Origin of the sequence: Raineyella sp. LH-20 (assembly GCF_033110965.1) — a bacterium.
In the GTDB taxonomy this organism is placed as follows: domain Bacteria; phylum Actinomycetota; class Actinomycetes; order Propionibacteriales; family Propionibacteriaceae; genus Raineyella.
This window is the reverse complement of sequence record NZ_CP137003.1, coordinates 1,478,685-1,497,891: the sequence shown is the minus strand read 5'-3', so window position 1 is coordinate 1,497,891 and position 19,207 is coordinate 1,478,685. Positions and strand designations below refer to the sequence as shown.

General features: G+C 71.8%; 17 protein-coding genes. 7 read left to right on the top strand and 10 right to left on the bottom strand.

The features are described from left to right. Positions 1-221: 221 nt before the first annotated feature. From ald to R0146_RS06510, 3 genes are all read left to right on the top strand, one after another. Positions 222-1,340 carry an alanine dehydrogenase gene (ald, locus tag R0146_RS06520; protein WP_317692054.1) on the top strand — a complete coding sequence of 373 codons (1,119 nt, stop codon included), beginning with the start codon at positions 222-224 and terminating at the stop codon, positions 1,338-1,340. 87 nt (positions 1,341-1,427) lie between these two features. Continuing rightward, positions 1,428-3,005, top strand: a complete 1,578-nt coding sequence (locus R0146_RS06515) for an amino acid permease (RefSeq protein ID WP_317692053.1) — start codon at positions 1,428-1,430, stop codon at positions 3,003-3,005. 106 nt (positions 3,006-3,111) lie between these two features. Then, positions 3,112-3,627, top strand: a complete 516-nt coding sequence (locus tag R0146_RS06510) for an Lrp/AsnC family transcriptional regulator (protein WP_317692052.1) — start codon at positions 3,112-3,114, stop codon at positions 3,625-3,627. Positions 3,628-3,713: 86 nt separating this feature from the next. On the opposite strand, the gene R0146_RS06505 is transcribed toward R0146_RS06510, so the two are convergent. The 6 genes from R0146_RS06505 to R0146_RS06480 all read right to left on the bottom strand — a co-directional run bounded on the left by R0146_RS06505 (position 3,714) and on the right by R0146_RS06480 (position 10,327). Further along, positions 3,714-4,535 carry a DODA-type extradiol aromatic ring-opening family dioxygenase gene (locus R0146_RS06505; RefSeq protein WP_317692051.1) on the bottom strand — a complete coding sequence of 274 codons (822 nt, stop codon included), beginning with the start codon at positions 4,533-4,535 and terminating at the stop codon, positions 3,714-3,716. 113 nt (positions 4,536-4,648) lie between these two features. Beyond that, entirely contained in the window at positions 4,649-5,434 is a 786-nt protein-coding gene (locus R0146_RS06500) for a triose-phosphate isomerase (protein WP_317692050.1), read from the bottom strand. After that, positions 5,431-7,236: a dihydroxyacetone kinase family protein gene (locus R0146_RS06495; RefSeq protein WP_317692049.1), complete on the bottom strand. Its 1,806-nt coding sequence runs from the start codon at positions 7,234-7,236 to the stop codon at positions 5,431-5,433. The genes R0146_RS06500 and R0146_RS06495 overlap by 4 nt, the downstream gene beginning before the upstream one ends. A gap of 33 nt (positions 7,237-7,269) precedes the next feature. Continuing rightward, positions 7,270-8,160 carry a phosphogluconate dehydrogenase C-terminal domain-containing protein gene (locus tag R0146_RS06490; RefSeq protein ID WP_317692048.1) on the bottom strand — a complete coding sequence of 297 codons (891 nt, stop codon included), beginning with the start codon at positions 8,158-8,160 and terminating at the stop codon, positions 7,270-7,272. Then, entirely contained in the window at positions 8,157-8,960 is an 804-nt protein-coding gene (locus R0146_RS06485; RefSeq protein WP_317692047.1) for a sugar phosphate isomerase/epimerase family protein, read from the bottom strand. Before R0146_RS06485 ends, R0146_RS06490 begins: the two co-directional genes overlap by 4 nt. Then, positions 8,957-10,327, bottom strand: a complete 1,371-nt coding sequence (locus R0146_RS06480) for an MFS transporter (RefSeq protein ID WP_317692046.1) — start codon at positions 10,325-10,327, stop codon at positions 8,957-8,959. The genes R0146_RS06485 and R0146_RS06480 overlap by 4 nt, the downstream gene beginning before the upstream one ends. A gap of 204 nt (positions 10,328-10,531) precedes the next feature. Here R0146_RS06480 and R0146_RS06475 point away from each other — a divergent pair, with 204 nt between their 5' ends. Next, positions 10,532-11,263: a FadR/GntR family transcriptional regulator gene (locus R0146_RS06475; RefSeq protein WP_317692045.1), complete on the top strand. Its 732-nt coding sequence runs from the start codon at positions 10,532-10,534 to the stop codon at positions 11,261-11,263. Between the two features lie 84 nt (positions 11,264-11,347). Here R0146_RS06475 and R0146_RS06470 read toward each other — a convergent pair whose 3' ends face one another. Genes R0146_RS06470 through R0146_RS06455 form a run of 4 tightly spaced genes read right to left on the bottom strand, consistent with a single transcriptional unit; the run spans position 11,348 to position 15,828 of the window. After that, positions 11,348-13,075: a hypothetical protein gene (locus R0146_RS06470; RefSeq protein WP_317692044.1), complete on the bottom strand. Its 1,728-nt coding sequence runs from the start codon at positions 13,073-13,075 to the stop codon at positions 11,348-11,350. Beyond that, positions 13,068-14,213 carry a hypothetical protein gene (locus tag R0146_RS06465; RefSeq protein WP_317692043.1) on the bottom strand — a complete coding sequence of 382 codons (1,146 nt, stop codon included), beginning with the start codon at positions 14,211-14,213 and terminating at the stop codon, positions 13,068-13,070. Before R0146_RS06465 ends, R0146_RS06470 begins: the two co-directional genes overlap by 8 nt. Further along, the gene (locus R0146_RS06460; protein WP_317692042.1) at positions 14,213-14,368 is read right to left on the bottom strand and encodes a hypothetical protein; all 156 of its coding nucleotides are present in this window, start codon (positions 14,366-14,368) and stop codon (positions 14,213-14,215) included. The genes R0146_RS06465 and R0146_RS06460 overlap by 1 nt, the downstream gene beginning before the upstream one ends. Beyond that, entirely contained in the window at positions 14,365-15,828 is a 1,464-nt protein-coding gene (locus R0146_RS06455; protein ID WP_317692041.1) for a serine/threonine-protein kinase, read from the bottom strand. The genes R0146_RS06460 and R0146_RS06455 overlap by 4 nt, the downstream gene beginning before the upstream one ends. Positions 15,829-16,092: 264 nt before the next feature. On the opposite strand from R0146_RS06455, the gene R0146_RS06450 reads away from it, so the two are divergent. Genes R0146_RS06450 through R0146_RS06440 form a run of 3 tightly spaced genes read left to right on the top strand, consistent with a single transcriptional unit; the run spans position 16,093 to position 19,197 of the window. Continuing rightward, positions 16,093-17,535: a ferric reductase-like transmembrane domain-containing protein gene (locus tag R0146_RS06450; protein ID WP_317692040.1), complete on the top strand. Its 1,443-nt coding sequence runs from the start codon at positions 16,093-16,095 to the stop codon at positions 17,533-17,535. 7 nt (positions 17,536-17,542) lie between these two features. Then, positions 17,543-18,262, top strand: coding sequence for an FMN-binding protein (locus R0146_RS06445; protein WP_317692039.1), 720 nt, complete (start codon positions 17,543-17,545; stop codon positions 18,260-18,262). Then, the gene (locus tag R0146_RS06440) at positions 18,262-19,197 is read left to right on the top strand and encodes an FAD:protein FMN transferase (RefSeq protein WP_317692038.1); all 936 of its coding nucleotides are present in this window, start codon (positions 18,262-18,264) and stop codon (positions 19,195-19,197) included. The genes R0146_RS06445 and R0146_RS06440 overlap by 1 nt, the downstream gene beginning before the upstream one ends. Positions 19,198-19,207: the final 10 nt, after the last annotated feature.

Here is a 19,207-nt window from a genome sequence, read left to right as displayed (position 1 = left end):
CTGTGAGGCCACCGACGTACGACGCACAGGTGCGGACCAGTCACCGAGGATTCTTCGCGATTCGTGCCCCCGATGCCCGGACGAAGCCCGTCGAAGGACCCTCCGGATCGAGGTTCCTTCGGTTTTGCGCCCCGAACCTCCCTGTGTGCGTCTGTCCATTCGAGACTCACTCCATCGGTGCCGCGGAGGGTCCGCGGCACAGCCGAAATCGGAGGTCTCCCATGAGGATTTCAGTCCCCACCGAGGTCAAGAACAACGAGTACCGCGTCGCGATGACGCCGTCGGGCGTCCATGAGTTGGTCCGCCACGGTCACCAGGTGTTCGTGCAGGCCGGCGCCGGTGCCGGCTCGTCCTTCGCCGACGCGGAGTACGCCGAACAGGGTGCCACCATCGTCGAGGGTGCCGAGGCCACCTGGGCGGCGGGCGAGATGGTGATGAAGGTCAAGGAGCCCGTCCCGCAGGAGTACGGCCTGCTGCGCGACGACCTGCTGCTGTTCACCTACCTGCACCTGGCCGCCGACCGGCCGCAGACCGAGGCGCTGCTCGCCGCCGGGACGACCGCGATCGCGTACGAGACGGTGCAGCTGCCCAGCGGGATGCTCCCGTTGCTCTACCCGATGTCCGAGGTCGCCGGCTGCCTGGCCCCGCAGGTCGGTGCCCACGCGCTGATGAAGCCGTACGGCGGCCGTGGCGTCCTGCTGGGTGACGTCGGCGGCGTACAGAACGCCAAGGTCGTCGTCCTCGGTGGCGGCACCGCCGGACAGAACGCGGCGAACGTCGCGCTCGGCATGGGCGCCAACGTGACCGTCCTGGACACCGACCTCGACAAGCTGCGGATGACGTTCTGGCGCTACGGCAACCGGGTCCAGGGCATCACGTCGACGGCCCTCGCCGTCCGCGAGCAGGTGCTGGCCGCAGACATGGTCATCGGCACCGTGCTCATCCCCGGCGCGAAGGCGCCGAAGCTGGTCACCAACGAGATGGTCGCCCAGATGAAGCCCGGCTCGGTGCTCGTCGACGTGGCCATCGACCAGGGCGGCTGCTTCGAGGACTCGCACGCGACCACCCACGACAACCCGACCTTCCAGGTGCACAACTCCACCTTCTACTGCGTGGCGAACATGCCCGGCGCAGTCCCGAACACCTCCACCTGGGCGCTGGCCAACGCGACACTGCCGTACGCGATCAAGCTGGCCGACAAGGGATGGAAGCAGGCCTGCCTCGACGACAGCGCCCTCGCCAAGGGCCTGAACACCACCGCCGGGCTGCTCACCTGCCGCCCGGTGGCGGAGGCCTTCTCGATCGAGTCCGTCGCCGTCCAGTACGTTCTCACTGCCTGACACAGGCACCCGGGGGGTGGGCGTACGGCGCCCACCCCCACTGCATCCCCGCGGAGAAACATCCACCGGAGACAAAGGAGTCCCGACATGACCTCCACAGCATCCACGGCACCCGGCCACTCCCCCACCACCGCAGCCCGCGTGTCCGCCTCCACCACCCACTCCCTGACCACCGCGGCCGAACAGGCCGCGCCCACCCGCTCCCGCACCGGCACTCCGACCCAGGAGGGACCGCACCTGAGCCGCGGCCTGCGGAACCGCCACCTGCAGCTGATCGCCATCGGCGGCGCCATCGGCACCGGCCTGTTCCTCGGCTCCGGACGTACGATCCACCTCGCCGGACCGTCGATCCTCCTCGTCTACGCCATCATCGGCTTCTTCCTCTTCTTCGTGATGCGGGCGATGGGCGAGCTGCTGCTGTCCAACCTCGCCTACAAGTCGTTCGCCGACTTCGCCACCGACCTGATCGGGCCCTGGGCAGGCTTCTACATCGGCTGGACGTACTGGATGTGCTGGGTGGTCATCGGCATCGCCGACACCACCGCCATCACCGGCTACCTCGGGCTCTGGTTCCCCGACCTGCCCAAGTGGATCCCGGCCCTGGGCGTCATCCTGCTGCTGACCGGCCTGAACATGGTCGCGGTCAAGGTCTTCGGCGAGCTGGAGTTCTGGTTCGCGATGATCAAGATCGTCACGATCGTCGCGCTGGTCGTCGTCGGCGGCTACCTGGCCATCACGGCGTTCACGCCCCCCACCGCCGGCGCACCGGCGGCCTCCTTCGCCCACCTGTGGGACCGCGGCGGCTTCTTCCCGACCGGCGGGATGGGCTTCCTGGCGGGCTTCCAGATCGCGATCTTCTCGTTCCAGGGCATCGAGATGGCCGGCACCGCCGCCGCCGAGACCGCCGATCCGCAGAAGAACCTCCCCAAGGCGATCGACGCGATCCCCGCCCGGGTGCTGATCTTCTACGTCCTCGCGCTCGCCGTGATCATGTCGGTCCAGCCCTGGGACCTGATCAACCCCGACATGAGCCCGTTCGTCGAGATGTTCAGCTTCATCGGCATCCTGATCGCCTTCCACGTCGTCAACTTCGTGGTGCTCACCTCCGCGGCCTCGTCCGCCAACTCGGGCGTCTTCTCGACCTCCCGCGTGATGTACGGGCTGGCCCGCGAGAAGAACGCGCCAGGGGTGTTCGAGGGCCTCTCCTCGCACCACATTCCGCGCAACGCCCTGATCCTGACCGCGCTGTGCATCTCCCCGGCCATCGCATTGGTGATGCTCAGCGACACGGTGATGGACGCCTTCAGCCTCGTCGCCGGCGTCTCCTCGGTGCTCTACCTCTCGGTCTGGGGCCTGATCATGGTCAGCTACCTCGCCTTCCTCCGCAAGCACCCCGAGCGGCACGCCGAGTCGACCTTCAAGATGCCCGGCGGCGCGGCGATGTCGTGGGCGACCCTGGTGTTCTTCCTGCTCATCTTCGTGGCACTGGGGCTGTCCAAGGACTCCCGGATCTCCCTGTTGGCCGCGCCGATCTGGATCGCGTTCATGGCGATCGTCTGGCGGCTGATGCGCAACACCCGCAGCGGCGCCGCGCCCATCGACTTCGATGCCGAGCGGGTCCGGGCGGCCGAGGAAGTGCGGACGGCCGAGGAAGCGCGCACGTAGCCCTCCCGGTGCGTACGTAGCCTTCCCGGTGCGTACGTACCTGGCCCTCCCTGTGCGTCCGTACGTGGCCTTCCCGAGGGCGAGCCGCGGAGCGTACTGTTTTCCCGTGGCAAAGCAGCCGAACCCTCGCCCTGTCCCGCAGCCCGGCAAGGGGCACCGACACAGGCAGCTCGACGCCATCGACCACCAGATCCTCCGGCTCCTGATGGAGAACGGCCGGATGAGCAACGCAGCCCTCGCGGCCGCCACGGCGACCGCGGAGTCCACCAGCCATTCCCGGATCCAGGCCCTCGTCGACGCGGGCGTGATCACCGGGTTCCATGCGGAGGTGAACACCGCGGCCGTCGGGCGGCCGCTGCTGGCGCTCATCTCGGTCCGCATCCATCCGGGCATGCGCGACGAGATCGAGCAGCAGGCCCAGCGGCTGGCGAAATCACCCTCTGTCCTGCACGTGTTCTTCACCTCCGGCCACTCCGATCTCATCGTCTGGGTGGCCGTGCCGGATTCCCAGGCGCTGCGGGACTTCGTGGTCACCGATCTGAACTCCCACAAGGAGATCGCCGGCACCGACACGAGCGTGGTGCTGCAGAGCTGGCGCGGCGACTTCGATCCGATTCCCTGAGCGGCGCCGGCTCGGGCCGGGGATCACCCCAGCGCCCTCATACTCCAGCGACCTCATACTCCAGCGACCACGAGGTCAGGACGGCGTCAGCGACCCGACCCCGGCAGTTCCCCGAAGCGGAAGCTGGAAGAATCGATCGCACCCATGAACTCGTGCTCGTGGTAGATGCGTACGCCGGCCTCGGTCTCGGCGGCACCCACCGCGACCATCAGCGGGATCAGGTGATCCTCGGCCGGGTGACTCGCCCGCGCACCGGGCGCAGCGTCCCAGTGCAGCAGGCGCTGCGTACGCTCCTCGACCGGCCCCTCGACCAAGGTCGTGTTGAGCCAGTCGCCGAACGCCGTCGAGGCGGGGCCGGCGCTCGGGCCGAAGGCGGCGAGGTTGTGGTAGCTGAATCCGCTGCCCATGATCAGCACGCCCTCGTCGCGCAGCGGGGCCAGCGCCCGGCCGGCGGCGAGGTGGGCGGCCGGGTCGTAGCCGCTTCTCAGGGAGAGCTGCAGGATCGGGACGTCGGCCTGCGGGTAGATGACGTACAGCGGGGCGAACAGCCCATGGTCGTAGCCACGCTGCGCGTCGTAGCGGGTGGTGATGCCGGCGTCCTCGAGCAGCTGGCCGACCCGGGCTGCGACGTTCGGTGCCCCCGGCGCCGGGTACTGGATGCGGTAGGTGAACGCGGGGAAGCCGCCGTAGTCGTAGATCATCGGCGGGTGGGCGCTGGTCTGGACCGTGAACTCAGGCTCCTCCCAGTGGCCCGAGATGACGAGCACCGCCCGCGGTGTGAGGCCGAGCTCGGTGGGGATGGACCGGAGCGAGGCCTCGAGCTTCTCCATCCCCGGCATCATGTCCTTGATCCACGGCCACGGCCCACCGCCGTGGGAGACGAAATAGGTGGGCAGCCGGGTGCTCATGGATGCTCCTTGGTCCGCGGGCCGCCGCCGGGGCCGATCCCTCGGCCGACCCCCTCCAGAGTAGAAGGATTTAGTTCAACGATCAACCAGTCCTTCGGTGTCGGCGGCACCCATCATCCGACGTTGAGCCGACCGGCCAGCTGGTCTGCCGCGAGATCCAGCAGGGCGAGGTAGCCGGTGAGAGTCCAGGCCGCCCGCCCGACGAACACACCACCGACCCCCGGGACACCGAGGATGTCGGTCAGGTTCTCCCGGTTGACCGACCCCCCGTACAGGACTGATCCCACCCGATCCCCGACGTGGTCGGCGATCGCCCCCACCGTCGCGACGATGTCCTCGGGCGTCGCCTCCCGGCCGTGCTCCCCGATGGCCCAGATCGGCTCATAGGCGACGAGCGGCGCCTGTCCCTCTCCCGGGGCGACGCCGGCCAGCGCGGAGGAGACCTGGGCGGTCACCACCTCGACGGAGCGGCCGGCGGCGAAATCCTCGGCCGACTCGCCGACGCAGACCAGCGGTCGCAGGCCCGCCCGCAGGGTCGCCAGGACCTTCCGATGGACCACCTCATCGGTGTCACCGAACCACGCCCGGCGCTCGGAGTGCCCGATCTCCACGAGCGTCGCCCCGGCGTCGGCGACCTGCTCGACCGACAGTTCACCGGTCCACGCGCCTCGCTGTTCCCAGTGCGCGTTCTGGGCACCGACGATGATCCCGCTGGCCGGCCGGAGCACCTCACTCACCACGGCCAACGCCGTGGCCGGCGGGATGAGGAACGGCTGGATCCCGGGCCACCCCGCGGCGGCGCGTGCCCGCAATCCGGTGGCGTACGCCCGGGCGAACGCCAGCGAGCCGTTCATCTTCCAGCTGGTGCCGATCCAGGTGAGCGGCTCGTCCACCGTCATCGCACTCCCTCCGCCTCGAAGGCCACGATGGCGTTGACCGTGGACGTGGATCGGGACGATGGATCGCAGGTGTGGTCGACGTCGTAGTCGGCCAGCACCCGGCCGATCTCGGCCATCACCAGGGCGAACGAGACGGCCCCCGGATCCGGGGTGCCGATCGAGTCGTCGCCGTGGGTGCGGGCCCGGCCCAGCCGGGCCGGGATGAGCGCCGTACGGGTGGCGGCCTCGGTGGCCCGGCCGGCGGCCTCGGTCCAGGCCCGGGGAAGGTCGGGGTCGTCGGCGTACGTCTCGACGAGCCGCTCCACGAAAGGAACGACGGCGTCGACCATGGTCTTGTCCCCGACGGCGGCGCCACCCAGGTCCTGGATCGCCCGCCCGCCGGCAACGACCGCCGCGATCAGCTCCGCGCCGTCACGGGCATCCTGGTCGCTGAGCCCGGTCGCGACGGTGCCCAGGGCAGCGCCCCACAGCGCGCCGGAGGTGCCGCCGGCCCCTTCCGCCCAGGCTGCCCCGGCCCGGGAGAGGACTGTCCGGGCGCCGGCACCCTCGCCGAGCGCGGCCCGGCCGGCCCGGGCGGCCGCCGCCGAGCCGAGCACCATCCCCTGCCCGTGGTCGCCATCCCCGGCCACCGCGTCGATCCGGCCCAGTTCGGTCTCGACCCGCCGGGCGAGATCGGCCACCCGATCGAGCACGGCGACGACGGCCTCCGCCTGGCCACGGGATTCCGCCGATCCCTCGACCACCGGCGCCGCCGCGCGGTCCTCGGGGACGATCCGTCGGCTGGTCCCGGCCGGCACCGCACCGCGGCGGAAGGCCGGGGTGTCGGCGGGTGCGGTCCACAGCTCCTCGAGTTCGGGGTCGAGGAACATCAGGGAGAGCGAACAGCCGGCCATGTCCAAGCTGGTGACCTGCTCACCGACCTCCGGGGCGACGATGACGATGCCCCGTTCCGTCAGCAGGTCGGCGACCGAGCCGTAGAGCACGAAGAGTTCCTCGTACGTGGTGGCCCCCAGCCCGTTGAGCAGGACGGCGGCGCGCCGCTGGTAGCCGGCCACGCCGGGCGTCGGTTCCTCAGCGAGCAGAGTGTCCACCATGGTCCGGGCGATCTCCGTCGCCGGGACCATCGGTGCGACGGAGAGTCCCTGCTCGCCGTGGATGCCCAGACCGAGAGCGTAGCCACCGGCCGGCACGCCGAACAGCGGCTCCCGGGATCCCGGCAGCGTGCAGCCGGTGAAGGCCACCCCCACCGAGCGGGTCCGGGCGTTGGCCCGCTCAGCGACGGCGACGACCCGGTCGAGGTCGCGGCCCGTCGCCGCGGCGGCACCGGCGGCCTTGACGACCAGGAGATCCCCGGCGATACCGCGCCGCCCCCGCCACTCCGCGACCGGGCGGGACGCCACGTCGTCGCTGATCGCGATCTCGCGCACGTCGGCGCCCTCGGCCCGGCAGTGCACCGCGCCTTGTCCGAAGTGCAGCACATCCCCGGCGTAGTTGCCGTAGAGCAGGACGGTGCCACCGCTGTTGTCGGCCGCACGGACCACCGCCTGCACCTGGGAGGCGGAGGGCGAGGCGAACACGTTGCCGCAGACGGCTCCGTGCGCCATGCCGGGTCCGACCCAGCCGGCGAACGCGGGGTAGTGCCCCGCGCCGCCGCCGACGACGACCGAGACCTCACCCGAGGGCGAGCCGGTGGCCCGGACGACGCCGCCGTGGACCGGTTGGACGTACGTCGGATGGGCGGCGACGAAGCCCCTCAGACTGTCGGTGGCGAAGGTGGTGGGGTCATTGACGAGGTGGGTCATCGGGATCTCCTGGTGGCTGCCTGCTGCCGGCGGTCAGACTGTGGCGGGCTGCGGGGCGTGGACCTCGGGGTGGTGGTTGACGGCCTCGATGCCGAGCATCTTGCAGATCACGATCTCCAGGTCGTCGTCGTTGAAGATCCGCTCCCAGTCGTCCTTGATCAGCGCCTCCCGGCCGTAGTCCATGGCCAGCAGGCAGGCGTCGGAGAAGGGGTTGGAGCCGCGCAGGGCGTTGGTCAGCGCGATGTAGACGTGGCCGTAGAACATCGCCTTCACGGTGTCCTCGTCCATGTCGGTCTTCTCGACCGTGGTGTCCATGGCGTCCTTGAGGAACTGCCCGATCATGCAGCCGATGGTCTCGTTGAGGGTCGGCTCGAGGACCGCGAGATCGTGGACCGAGGCCCAGTAGACGCCGTCGACGGGGCCGTACATCGTGGCGATGATCTCCTCGGCCAGCGGCTTGATCGACTCGTCGCCCTGCTGCAGGGCGGCGACGGAGTTCTGCGCGGCGGCGATCCCGCCGAAGGTGTCGGCCCACTCCTCGGCGGTGGTCCGCTCGAGGAACACCGACGGGTGGGTCGGGTGGGCGACGACGTAGTCGAGGTCGGCGCGCAGGTAGAGCAGCCCGGCGTACGCAGCGGCCGGATCCAGGGTGAGCACCATGGACCCGCCCTTCTGCAGCGGCACGGTGGCGGTGGTGACGGCCTCCAGAGCGACGTCCGGCACGGCGTAGATGACGATGTCGGCACCGGGCACGGCCTCTTCGTTCGGGGTCACCGCCAGGCCGGCGTCGCGCACCCGCTGCTGGCCGGCCGGGCTGGTCTCGCAGTAGTACACGGTGTGATCGGTACGCCGCAGGTTGTTCGACACGCGCTGGCCCATCTTGCCGCCGGCGCCGATCACTGCGATGGTCAGGTTCTCGGTCATGGTTGGATCCGTTCCCTTGCGTAGGTGAGTGTTCGTTCGGTCCATCGCCGTTCCTCGGCGATGGTGGTCTGTGGGTCGCCCTGCCAGACGAGCCAGTGCTCGACGATCTGGTTGATGCCGCGCTCGAGCGGGCGGACGGCGTCGAGCTCGTGGGCGTAGTCGAGGAGTCCCTCCCCCATCGGCGCCCCGGCGTAGCTGAACCCGACCCAGCCGGCCTGCCGGCTGAAGGCGAAGTCCTTGACGTGCAGGTCGAGGGTGTACGGCGCGCAGCGGTCGATCACGTCGTCGGGGTGCTCGAGCGCGGCGACACAGTTGGCCGGGTCGAGAGCGATGCCGATCCGCGGGTGCTCCGCCCGCTCGACGATGTCGACCAGGGTGGCCGACGGCAGCTGTTCGTACGTCTCCAGAGCCAGGTCCACCCCCAGGGCGTCGAGGTCACCGCGGAGGTCCCGCAGCGTCGTCACCACCCGGTCGAGGCTCGGCGTCCCGGGACCGACCTGGACCATCGACCGCAGCACGCGCGCCCCGAGCAGGTCGCACCGGTGCAGATAGCGGCGGAGGTGCTCCGGGTCCGTCCCGCGGGTCCCGAGCTCCAGCTCGACCCCCAGATCCTCGGCGGTCGCCCGCAGGTCGCGCAGCCGCGCGTCCCCGTACGTCTCGAGCGCCGGATAGTCGCAGATCTGGAAGACGTCGGCGTCCAGATCGCGGGTGCGCCGCAGCATGCCCGGCAGGTCGATCGGGTCGGGGGCACGGTCCGACCACTCCCAGAAGAGGGCGTAGGTGCCGAGTCCGAGGCTCACGCGAGGACCTTCCCGGCGGGCGCGTCGGCGTCGGTGGTGGTGACACTGCCGCGCGAGGCCAACAGGACCAGCAGGATCCCGGAGAGGATCATGAAGCCGCCGACGACCATCATCGGCACGAGGTAACCGTTGGTCAGATCGTGCACCCAGCCGGTGATGTAGCCGGCGGAGAAGCCGGCCAGGTTGCCGATCGTGTTGATCAGCGCCACGCCGCCGGCTGCGGCGGCACCGGTGAGGAACTTGGTCGGCAGGGTCCAGAAGTTGGGCAGCACGGCGAAGATCGAGGAGGCGGTGACGGAGACGATGGCGATGGTCAGCACCGGGTGGGAGGTGAACAGGGCCAGCGGGATGCTGATGCCACCGACCACCGCCGGGACGACGATGTGCCAGGTCCGCAGACCGCGTGACTGCACGTCGCGCGACCACAGGTACATCACGACCGCGGCGATGACGTACGGCACGGCCGTGATCAGGCCCTGCAGCGACGGGGTCATCTCGCCCAGCTGCGCCTTGAATCCGGCCACGATGGTCGGCAGGAAGAAGCCGAGGGCGTAGAGGCCGTAGATGAAGCCGAAGTAGACGAAGGAGAGCACCCACACCCGACCGGAGGCGAACATCTGGCGTACGCCGATCCGCTCGGTCTCCTCCTTGGCCCGCTCCTCCGAGGCGAGCGCACCGGTCAGCCAGTCTTGCTCGGCGGGGGTGAGCCAGGCCGCGTCCCGCGGCTTGTCCTTGAGGTAGAACCAACACAGGACGCCGACGAGGATGGCCGGGGCGCCGACGAAGAGGTACATCACTCGCCAGCCCTCGAGGCCCCACAGGCCGTGCAGCTGGATCAGGGCACCGGCCAGCGGCGCACCGATCGCGGTGGTCAGTGGCTGGGCGAGATAGAAGAGCATCAGCACCCGGGGACGATGCTTGGCCGGTACCCACATGGACAGGAACAGGATGGCGCCGGGGAAGAAGCCGGCCTCCATGACGCCGAGGAAGAACCGCAGCCAGTAGAGCTGGCCCGTCGTCTGCACCCAGGTGAAGAGCACCGCGACGACGCCCCAGGAGACCATGATCCTGGCCAACCACTTGCGTGCTCCGAACCGGTGCAGGGCCAGGTTCGAGGGGATCTCCAGGATGATGTAGCCGATGAAGAAGACGCCCGAGGCGAAGCCGAACTGGGCGGCGGTCATCGCCAGATCCGTCCGCATCCCGTTCGGCGCGGCGAAGGAGATGGCGGTCCGGTCGAGGTAGTTGATGAAGAACATCAGTGCCACGAAGGGCACGAGTCGGAACGACACCTTGCGAACAGCCGATCGCTCCAGGACATCGGCTTCGCTCCGATGAGCCGCCGCAGCGGCCTGTGCAGAATCCACATTGACTCCTTCAGGGACACCGGGCCGCGACGCTGGGGGCCCGGTCGCCGACCACTCTGTCGACGGCACCATCATGGAATACGCGAAGCAGATTGGTCAACCGGTTGACCTGTTGGGTGATCCGATTCACGCTCCGGCGCCGACACGAGCTCCCGCCCGGCCCGGCGCCGCGAGGTCGGTCGCTCCGGCTCGTACCATGGGCCCATGTCGACGCCGGAGCCCCGTATCGCCCTGGAGACGAGCGAACCGGCGATGATCCGCGGCGCCTCCTTCGCCGCCCAGACCGCCCAGGCCCTGTTGACCCGGCTGACCTCGGCGGACTTCGCGATCGGCGAGCGGCTGCCCAGCGAGCGGACCCTCGCGCAGGAACTGGGAGTAGGTCGGTCGGCCGTACGGGAGGCCCTGGCCGCGCTGGAGATCCTCGGCATCGTCGAGATCCGGCCAGGCTCCGGCACCTATCTACGGGACACCACCTCCGAACTGCTGCCGCGCACCCTCCAATGGGGGATCCTGCTCAACGCCGACCGGATCGACGAGTTGCTGTCGGTCCGCCGAGCGTTGGAGACCCATGCCGTACGCCTGGCGACGGACCGGTTCAGCCCCGACCACGAGCGGGCGCTGCGGCAAGCCCTTGAAGCCCAGGAACACACTCTCGGCGAGGAGGCGTTCGTCGAGGCGGACCTGCGCTTCCACGTCGCCCTGGCCGACGCCGCCGAGAACGCCACCCTGATGGAACTGCTCGGGACGATCCGGGCGCTGCTGCGGATCTGGATGGAACACCACATCCAGGACAAGGAGCAGATGCGCACGGCCTTCCTCGAGCACCGGCAGATCCTCGACGCGATGGCCCAGGGGGACGCCGACGCCGCAGTGGCCCAGATGAACCAGCACATGGACACCGCCGACGCGCGGCTGCGGGCTGCCGCACGGAGCTGATCCGGCCGACCCCACGCCATGTTCGGCCGGGCCGCGTTCCCGCGGGAACGTCCGGGCTCAGTGGTTGCGGGAGCACCTCCGCCCTCAGAAGCCGCCGAGCCCCCGGACCCGCAGTTCGTCGGCGACCGCCGCCGGGATGCCGGCCTGGGCGGCCAGCCGGGGCCAGGCCCGGCGCAGGACCTGGCGTACGTCACGGACGTCGAGACGTGCCAGTGCCGCGAGGGGAGCGCCGGCAGGGGCGGAGGGGCAGTCGAGCAGCAGGTCGGCCCATTCCTCCGCCGGCAGTCCCCGCCAGGTCGCCAGCCGGGAGCGTACGTCCGCCGGGGTCGTGCCGGGGTCGGCGGCCACCTCCGCGAGGGCCGCGTCGAGCCCGGCGACGAATGCCGGATGGTCCGCGGCGAGCCGGGCGAGGTCTGCCGGGGCGTCGGTCCAGCCGGTGAGCCAGGACACCACGGCGGCGTCGACGACCGGGCTCCACTCCTCGGTCAGCACCCGCCACTCGTACGCCTCGAGCGGGCCAGCCAGCCCGGCCAACGCGGAGGCCAGCCTGCGGTCCGCGACCACCGGCCGGTAGTCCGCCGCGTCACGGCCCAGCGGCCGGGCGACGAGGCGGACGAGATTGCGGGAGTCCATCGTGGTGCAGATCACCCGCTGGGCCCGGGCCTGGGTCTCCGGGTCGGCCTGCACCGGCCCGAACCAGGCGAACATCGCGTCGGTCAGCGCAGGGACGGCGGTCCACAGGGTGCGGTACGGCAGCCGGCGACGGGCCCGGACGATCTCGGCGAGCCGGGCCATCGCGTGCGGGCCGGCGAGCAGCCGGGCGAAGATCGACGGGCCCACCTCCGCGGCCAGCAGGTCCATGCCGCGCTCGTCGAGCGGGAGCGCCGGGTCGACGACCAGGGCGTCCAGTCCGGCGCTGAACGCGTCGGCCCCGTCCGCCTCCGCCGCCCGCTCCGGCTGGTCCAGGTAGCTGCGGAGCAGAGCACGGGCACGGTCGTCGGTCGGCACCGGCCCGCGGTCGAGATCGATGACCTCCCCGGTCGATTCCGGCAGGCCGGCCCGCCCCGGCGGATCGGCCCGGCCCAGCGGATCGGCCCGCCCGGCCAGGTCCAGCCGGACCGGCGCGCCGAAGGCGTCCGGCTCCGCTGCCCCGGTCGCCGAGAACGGCGGCACCACCAGCCCCACACCCGGCCCACCGACCTCCGCCGGGTCGTCCGGCTGGGCGACGAAGGTGGACCACCACAGGTCCGCCGCGACCTTCCGCGGCAGCGCGTGGGCCAGTGCCGACAGGGTCTCCACCCCGCCGCCCCGGTCGGCCGTCCGCAGCAGCAGCGGCGTACGGTCCGCGAGGTGCGCCAACAGCAGGGCGAGCAGGTCGGCCGGGACGCCGCCCGGCTCGGGCCGGGTGCGGCGGGCGGGCAGGCCGAGCACCTCGAGGGTGCCGCCGACGGGCTGTTCCTCGCGGCGCAGCAACACGCCGTCGCGGGCCAGCTCCAACAGGTCGTGGGCGCACTGCCGGCCGGTCGGGTCGAGCAGGCAGTGCGCGGTGAAGGTGCCCGGCCGGCCGACCCGGCCGAGGTAGACCTTGGAGACCAGCAGGGTGCCGTGCTCGGTGGGCCGGGCCTCGAGCCCGCAGGGCGGTTCGGTGCCGCGCATCACCTCGGCGTCGGAACCGCGGGGCAGGAACGTCCGCGCGGCGTCCGGCAGCCACGGCAGACCGTCGATCGTCGGCCACCCGACCGAGGCGCCGAGCACCCCCAGCCCGTTGCTGGTCGGGCCCCAGCCGATGACGGCCTGCTGGATCTCAGCCATGGACCCGCTCCGGCCCGTACAGCGCGGTCGCCCCGACCAGCAGACCCATGTCGTGCAGCAGCCCGAGCAGCGGTTCGTGCACCCGGACCGGCGCGATGGTGTCGAACATCCCCAGGTTGTTCACCGGGCTGCCGGTCGCCGACACCGCGTGGTAGCGGGTCAGCAGCGAGAACCGCTCGGCCTCGGCCAGGATCGCCTGTCCGTGCGCGGCCAGCAGTTCGTACGGCCAGCGGGACTGCCGGCGCAGGTAGGCGTCCTCGTGTCCGTAGAACAGCCGGGCGTCCAGCGGGATCGCCTGGCCCGGGTGCGGCTGGCGGGCCTCCAGCGGGGCGAGCTCGTCGCACTTGGCGACCACGACGCCGGTCGGCACCGGGTCGCGTCGACCGTCCGCGACCGTACGGGCCGACTGCAACGCCGCGACCACCGTGCCCGCTCCCGGCGCGGTCGCCCCCTCGATCCCGGGTGCGAGCGCGAACCCGGTCTCCGGGCCGAAGGCCAGGTTGACCGGCGAGCAGAACACCAGAGCGCCGGCCATCACCGACAGGTACGGGTTGAGGTCGGCGCTGGACCGGGCGTCGCGATATCCCTCCCCCGCGGCGTCGAAGAACAGCAAGTTGACGTCCTCGTCGGCGGCCCAGTCCCGGTGCATCCGGACCACCAGCGGCGACGTACGTTCCAGCCGGGTCTGCTCGGGCGGGCGGCGCATCGCCAGCGGGGTGACGTAGTCGCGCTGGTAGATGCCCTTGGAACGCTCCTCGACGGTGAAGGTGAGGCCCATCGGGGCGAGGTCGGTCATCCCGACGATCCGCTGCAGCAACACCGCCAGATAGGTCGACTTCGACACCGAGGACGGCCCGATCAGGCCGATCGGCAGGGTCTCCCGGCGGAGGAACTCGGCCGGCATCACATGGCCGCGCGGACACCGGTGGTGCACGCCGAGGCGCAGCATCTCCAGGTGCTCGGCCCGCGCCCGGTCGTGGTCCGCGACGGTGACGCCGAGCAGGGTCCGCACCCCACGGACCAGAGTGCTCATCGCGTCGCGATGCGGCGGGGCCCACCGCTCACTCTGCGCGGTGTAGGTGGTGAACTCGTTCGCCCGGTAGTGCACCGCGCACTGGGGACACAGATAGCGGGTCATCAGTGGATCACCACGAACAGGGCGACCAGCACCGCGACGACCAGCCCGACCGATCGCAGGATCCGCACCCGACGGGTGTAGCGGAGCAGGGCAGCATGCCGGGCAAGCCGCGCCAGCCGGCGCCGCTCGGCCTCGTCGAAGGAGGACACGCTCACGGGACCACCACCCTTCCGAGGGCCAGCAGGACCACGCCCACCAGCACGCCCACCACGCCGCCGGCGAACACCGCCGCGACCAGATAGCCGACCCAGTGACCGGGGCCGAACCGCTCCGCGCCGAGATAGCCCTCGACGGCGAACACTTGCCGCCACCACGCGCCGAGCTGGGCCGGCACCGAGTCCGGATCGGCCGTGTCGGCCAACAGCCCCGCGCGGGGCCAGGCCACCGGTGGAGGCGGTTCCTCCGCCGCCAGCGGCAGGTAGACCGCCCGGGTGGGCGCCACCCGGGTCCCGTCGTCGTACGCAGCGGTCACGCCGGCCTGCGGCGCGGTCACGCCGGGGTACGGGGCCGTCGTCCCGCCGGCCGACGGGGCGGCGGGCGGCAGGGCGTAGGACCGCAGGGCGGTCGCATCCGGGTCCTCCGGATCGCGGCGGGGCAGCTCGAAGGTCGTCGTCGGCGCCTGCACCGGGCCGGCCGGGCGGGCGGTGCTGCCCGAGGTGAGCCGGCTGTAGAGGGCGCGGGCGCTGGGCCGGTTGTCGGACCGTACGGTCAGCGCGAGACGGACGCACTCACGCACCACCGGGTCGGTGATCGCGGCGAGCACCGCCTCGTCGGCGCTGCGTCCGGTGCCGTACGCGTCCTCGTACTCCCGCGGATCGTCCAGCCCGCCGACGAACGGGTGGCGGTTGGGGGCGTACATGTCGAGGACGGTCAGCCCCCAGGAGAAGACGTCGGAGGCCTGGTCGATCCGCGGCGAGAGGAAGTGCTCCGGACTGGCGAACTGGAACGTCGCGTGCCGCCACGCCGGGCCCTCGTCACCCGTCGCGCCGCCCGACTCGTAGTCGATCAGCTCCACCCCGGTGATCTCCCGGCCGGAGACCTGGACGATGACGTTCGCCGGCTTGATGTCGCCGTGGTAGAGCGGGTGGCCGTTGTAGGTGCGGGTGTGCAGCTCGACGATCCGCTCCAGCATCAGCCGGGCCAGCACCGCCCGGTTGCCCTCCAGGCCGCCCTGAGTGCGGGTCTGGGTGAGGGTGAGACCGTGGATGTAGCGCCGCACCACCCAGGCGTACCCGCCGCCGACCCCGGTGGCCGGCACACCGTCGGGCAGCAGCCCGTTGCGCCGGGCCGCCTCCTCCTCATTCGCCAGCAGCCGGGCGGCCTGCGGGCCGACCATCGGGGCGCCGGCGTCGGGCCGGCCGGGCGGCGTGGTGCCGGCCAGGATCACCTTGATGACGTACGCCTCGGGACTCTGGCCCGGCCGCAGCTGGCCCCAGTAGCCGAGGAACGGGGTGAGCTTCTTCTCGTCGATCGGGGTCGAGGCCGGTCGCAGCCGGCGGGTCAGGTCGATCACCGGCTGGCGTCCGGCGGCGTCGACCAGCGCGCCCGGATCGTCCGGGCGGGGCTCGAAGAGCACCCCGGTGGCCTCGACCGTGGTGGTCTGTCCGGCGACCATGCGCCCCGTCTCCTCCCCCTGGTACGGCTCCCGGGACCCCGGCGGGTCCCGTCCCCGCCACGCGGGTGGGGCCAGTCTAGGTTCGTCGGTGGCACCGATCGAGCGTTCGCGGCGCGGCGCCGGGCTCTCGGGGGACCGTTCAGGGATGCCCCCCGACCCCGCTCGGGGACCCTCACGGGCGTTCACCAGATACCGCGGCCGTTCACAAGAAACCGAGGGGAGCCGACACAGATCGGGCACAGGATCCGGCGGTCCTGTGGAGTCATGCAGCAGCCCACGTACGCACCGGGCCCGATGACCGCCCCGACCGCCCCGCACACCCCGACCGCCGAGACCGCGCGCCGACCACGGCGTACGCCGCTGACGGTCGAGGCCGCACAGGACAACGCGAACGGCCGGGTGGCGAGCTGGTTCCTCGCCGCGGTCGGTGCGCTCGGCGGCGTGGTGCTGGGCCTGACCATCCAGGCCGTGCTCCCGCTCACCGGGACGCTGTCCAACGTGCTGTACGTCGTCTCCGTGCTGGCCGCCTCGATCGGCACGTACGGCGTCCTCCTGCTGTTGCTGCTGATCTCCCGACTGCCGGTGCTGGAGCGGGCGATCGGTCAGGACCACCTGGTCAGCTGGCACAAGCGGATCGCCCCCTGGGCGATGTCGCTGGTGCTGGTCCACCTCGTGCTGGTGGTGGCCAGCTACGGGATGGACGCGCGGACCAACTGGTTCGCCGAACTGTGGGACCTCACCCGCACCACCCCGTGGATCCTGCCGGCGCTGGCCGGGACGCTGGCGCTCCTCGCCGCCGGGGCCACCTCGTGGAAGCGGGTCCGACGCACGATCAAGCACGAGACGTGGTGGACGGTCCACCTGTACACCTATCTCGGCGTCGCGTTGGCCTTCGCGCACCAGATCACCGCCGGCGGACCGTTCCTCTCCGGTTGGTCGCGGGCCCTGTGGGTCGGCCTCTACCTCGTCGTGTTCGGCGCGATCGTCGGTTACCGGGTGCTGCTGCCGCTGGTCCGCTCGCTGCGCCACGGTCTGCGGGTGGCGGCGGTCGTCCCCGAGGCACCCGGCGTGACCAGCATCTGGGTGCGCGGCCGGGATCTGCCGAGGCTCGGCGCCCGGGAGGGACAGTTCTTCAACTGGCGCTTCCTGCACCCCGGGCTCGGCTACGAGGCGCACCCGTACTCGATCTCGGCGATCCGCGGCGACATGATGCGGCTCACCGTCAAGGCGCTCGGCGACGCGTCGGCAGCGATGGCCGGCCTGCGGGTCGGCACCCGGGTGCTGGTGGAGGGGCCGTACGGGGCGATCACCCCCGGCCGGGTGGCCCCCGATCCGGCGGACCGGACCCGTCGTACGGTGCTCGTCGCCGGCGGCGTCGGGGTCGGCCCGGTGGCCGCCCTGGCCGACCGGGTGGCCGGCGAGGCACCGCTGGACATCATCTACCGGTCCCAGTCGATGGACCACATGGCGCACCGCGACGAGCTGTGGCGTCTGCAGGCCCGGCCGCGGGTCCGGGTGCACCTGATGCCCGGCCACCGACGGGCCTACCCGCTGAGTCCCGAGCACCTGCGGGCCACCGTCGGCCGGCTCGACGACGCCCAGGTCTACGTCTGCGGGCCGGCGGCGCTCAACCGCCAAGTGGTCCGCTCCGCCCGGGCCCTGGGGGCCCGCCCCGAGAACATCCATCACGAGATCTTCGACCTGTGAGGCAGCGATGAAGCCTGCGATCACCACCGCCCTCGTCCTCGGGGCCACCGTCGCCGGGGTGGCCGGCGTGCTGGTCCTCAACCCCGCCCGCGCCACCCTGACCGGCACCGGGCAGCTCCCCGGCACCGGCCAGCTCCCCGGCGCCAGTCCGTCCGGCGGCGCGTCGGCGTCCACCCGGCAGTCCGGCCCACTGGCCGTCCCCGAACTGTTCCGGGGCGACGACGAGGGGGAGGACGAGGCGTACGACCACGGCGACCGCCACGGCGACGACGAACACGACGGCCGGCGCCTCGGCGGACAGACCGGCCTCGGGTCGACCGGCCCCGGAAGCACTGGCTCCGGATCGACGGGATCGGGCACGACGGGATCGGGCACGACGGGATCGGGCACGACGGGATCGGGCACGGCCGGGTCCGGGTCCACCGGGTCCGGGTCCGGCGGCACGGCAACGGGCACCGGGTACGCCGGGACGACCTACCAGTCGCCGTACGGCCCGATGCAGGTCACCATCACCGTCTCCGGCACCACCATCACCGGCATCCAGTGGACCCAGCTCCCGATGAGCGCCGGCCACTCGAACCGGATCAACAGCTATGCCGCGCCGCTGCTCGTCGACCAGGCAATGGCCGCGCAGTCCGCCACCGTCGACGGCGTCTCCGGCGCCACCTACACCACCGAGGGCTTCCGTACGTCCCTCGCCTCAGCGATCCAGAAGGCAGGTCTGTGATGTCCGACGCCGTCCCCACTCCCGCCCCCGGCACCCCAGTCCCCAGCAGCGCCGTCCCCGACAGCGCCGTCCCCGACAGCCCCGGCTCGCAGGCCTCCGCCCGCCCCGAGGTGACCCGCCGCCGCCCAGACGCCCGCCACTACACCCATCTGCAGGAGATGTGGGGCACGGTCGTGGTGATCGACCTGGTCGAGGGCACCCGGCCGTGGCCGTCCGACGAGGAGCTGGCGGCGACGATCCACGAGGCGGTCGACCTGATGCACTGGGTCGACGCCGTGTTCTCCCCCTTCCGTGAGACGTCCCTGGTCAGCGCCCTGCGCGCCGGCCGGCTCGCCGAGACGGACCTGCGGGCCGCCGATCCCGACCACGCCGCGATGATGGAGGTGATCGCCGCCTGCCGCTGGGGCCGCGAGGTCACCGGCGGCCGCTTCGACCCGTGGGCGGTGCCCGGCGGCTTCGACCCGTCCGGCTATGTCAAGGGCTGGGCGGCCGAACTGGTCGCCGATCTGCTCGTCGAGCGCGGCCTCGACAACGTCTGCGTCAACGCCGGCGGCGACATCGTCACCCGCGGCCACCCCGTCCCCGGCCAGCCGTGGCGGATCGGCATCCGCCACCCCGACGACCCGGAGGCGATCGTCCGGGTCGAGGAGCTGGAGGACGCGGCGATCGCCACCTCCGGGGCGTACGAACGCGGCGACCACATCGTCGACCCGCGCACCCACCGCCCGGCCCACGGCGCCCGGTCCGCCACAGTCGTCGCGCTCAACGCCGGCCTGGCCGAGATCCTGTCCACCGCCCTCATCGTCGCCGGCCGCGACGGTGCGATCTGGGCGGCCGGCGAGCGCGGCTGCCGGGCGTACGTGGTGGATCCGGCGCCGGCGGACACCGCCTGGTCGACCTCCTGGGTCGGCGACCGGCTGCCCAAGGCCAGCTGATCCGGGCCCG

What these genes read in the sequence shown, in the direction of transcription:
- ald (WP_317692054.1), top strand. Translation starts at nt 222, where the DNA reads ATGAGGATTTCAGTCCCCACCGAGGTCAAGAACAACGAGTACCGCGTC.
- R0146_RS06450 (WP_317692040.1), top strand. Translation starts at nt 16,093, where the DNA reads ATGCAGCAGCCCACGTACGCACCGGGCCCGATGACCGCCCCGACCGCC.
- R0146_RS06470 (WP_317692044.1), bottom strand. Translation starts at nt 13,075, where the DNA reads ATGGCTGAGATCCAGCAGGCCGTCATCGGCTGGGGCCCGACCAGCAAC.
- R0146_RS06445 (WP_317692039.1), top strand. Translation starts at nt 17,543, where the DNA reads ATGAAGCCTGCGATCACCACCGCCCTCGTCCTCGGGGCCACCGTCGCC.
- R0146_RS06500 (WP_317692050.1), bottom strand. Translation starts at nt 5,434, where the DNA reads ATGACGGTGGACGAGCCGCTCACCTGGATCGGCACCAGCTGGAAGATG.
- R0146_RS06475 (WP_317692045.1), top strand. Translation starts at nt 10,532, where the DNA reads ATGTCGACGCCGGAGCCCCGTATCGCCCTGGAGACGAGCGAACCGGCG.
- R0146_RS06495 (WP_317692049.1), bottom strand. Translation starts at nt 7,236, where the DNA reads ATGACCCACCTCGTCAATGACCCCACCACCTTCGCCACCGACAGTCTG.
- R0146_RS06515 (WP_317692053.1), top strand. Translation starts at nt 1,428, where the DNA reads ATGACCTCCACAGCATCCACGGCACCCGGCCACTCCCCCACCACCGCA.
- R0146_RS06465 (WP_317692043.1), bottom strand. Translation starts at nt 14,213, where the DNA reads ATGACCCGCTATCTGTGTCCCCAGTGCGCGGTGCACTACCGGGCGAAC.
- R0146_RS06440 (WP_317692038.1), top strand. Translation starts at nt 18,262, where the DNA reads ATGTCCGACGCCGTCCCCACTCCCGCCCCCGGCACCCCAGTCCCCAGC.
- R0146_RS06490 (WP_317692048.1), bottom strand. Translation starts at nt 8,160, where the DNA reads ATGACCGAGAACCTGACCATCGCAGTGATCGGCGCCGGCGGCAAGATG.
- R0146_RS06505 (WP_317692051.1), bottom strand. Translation starts at nt 4,535, where the DNA reads ATGAGCACCCGGCTGCCCACCTATTTCGTCTCCCACGGCGGTGGGCCG.
- R0146_RS06455 (WP_317692041.1), bottom strand. Translation starts at nt 15,828, where the DNA reads ATGGTCGCCGGACAGACCACCACGGTCGAGGCCACCGGGGTGCTCTTC.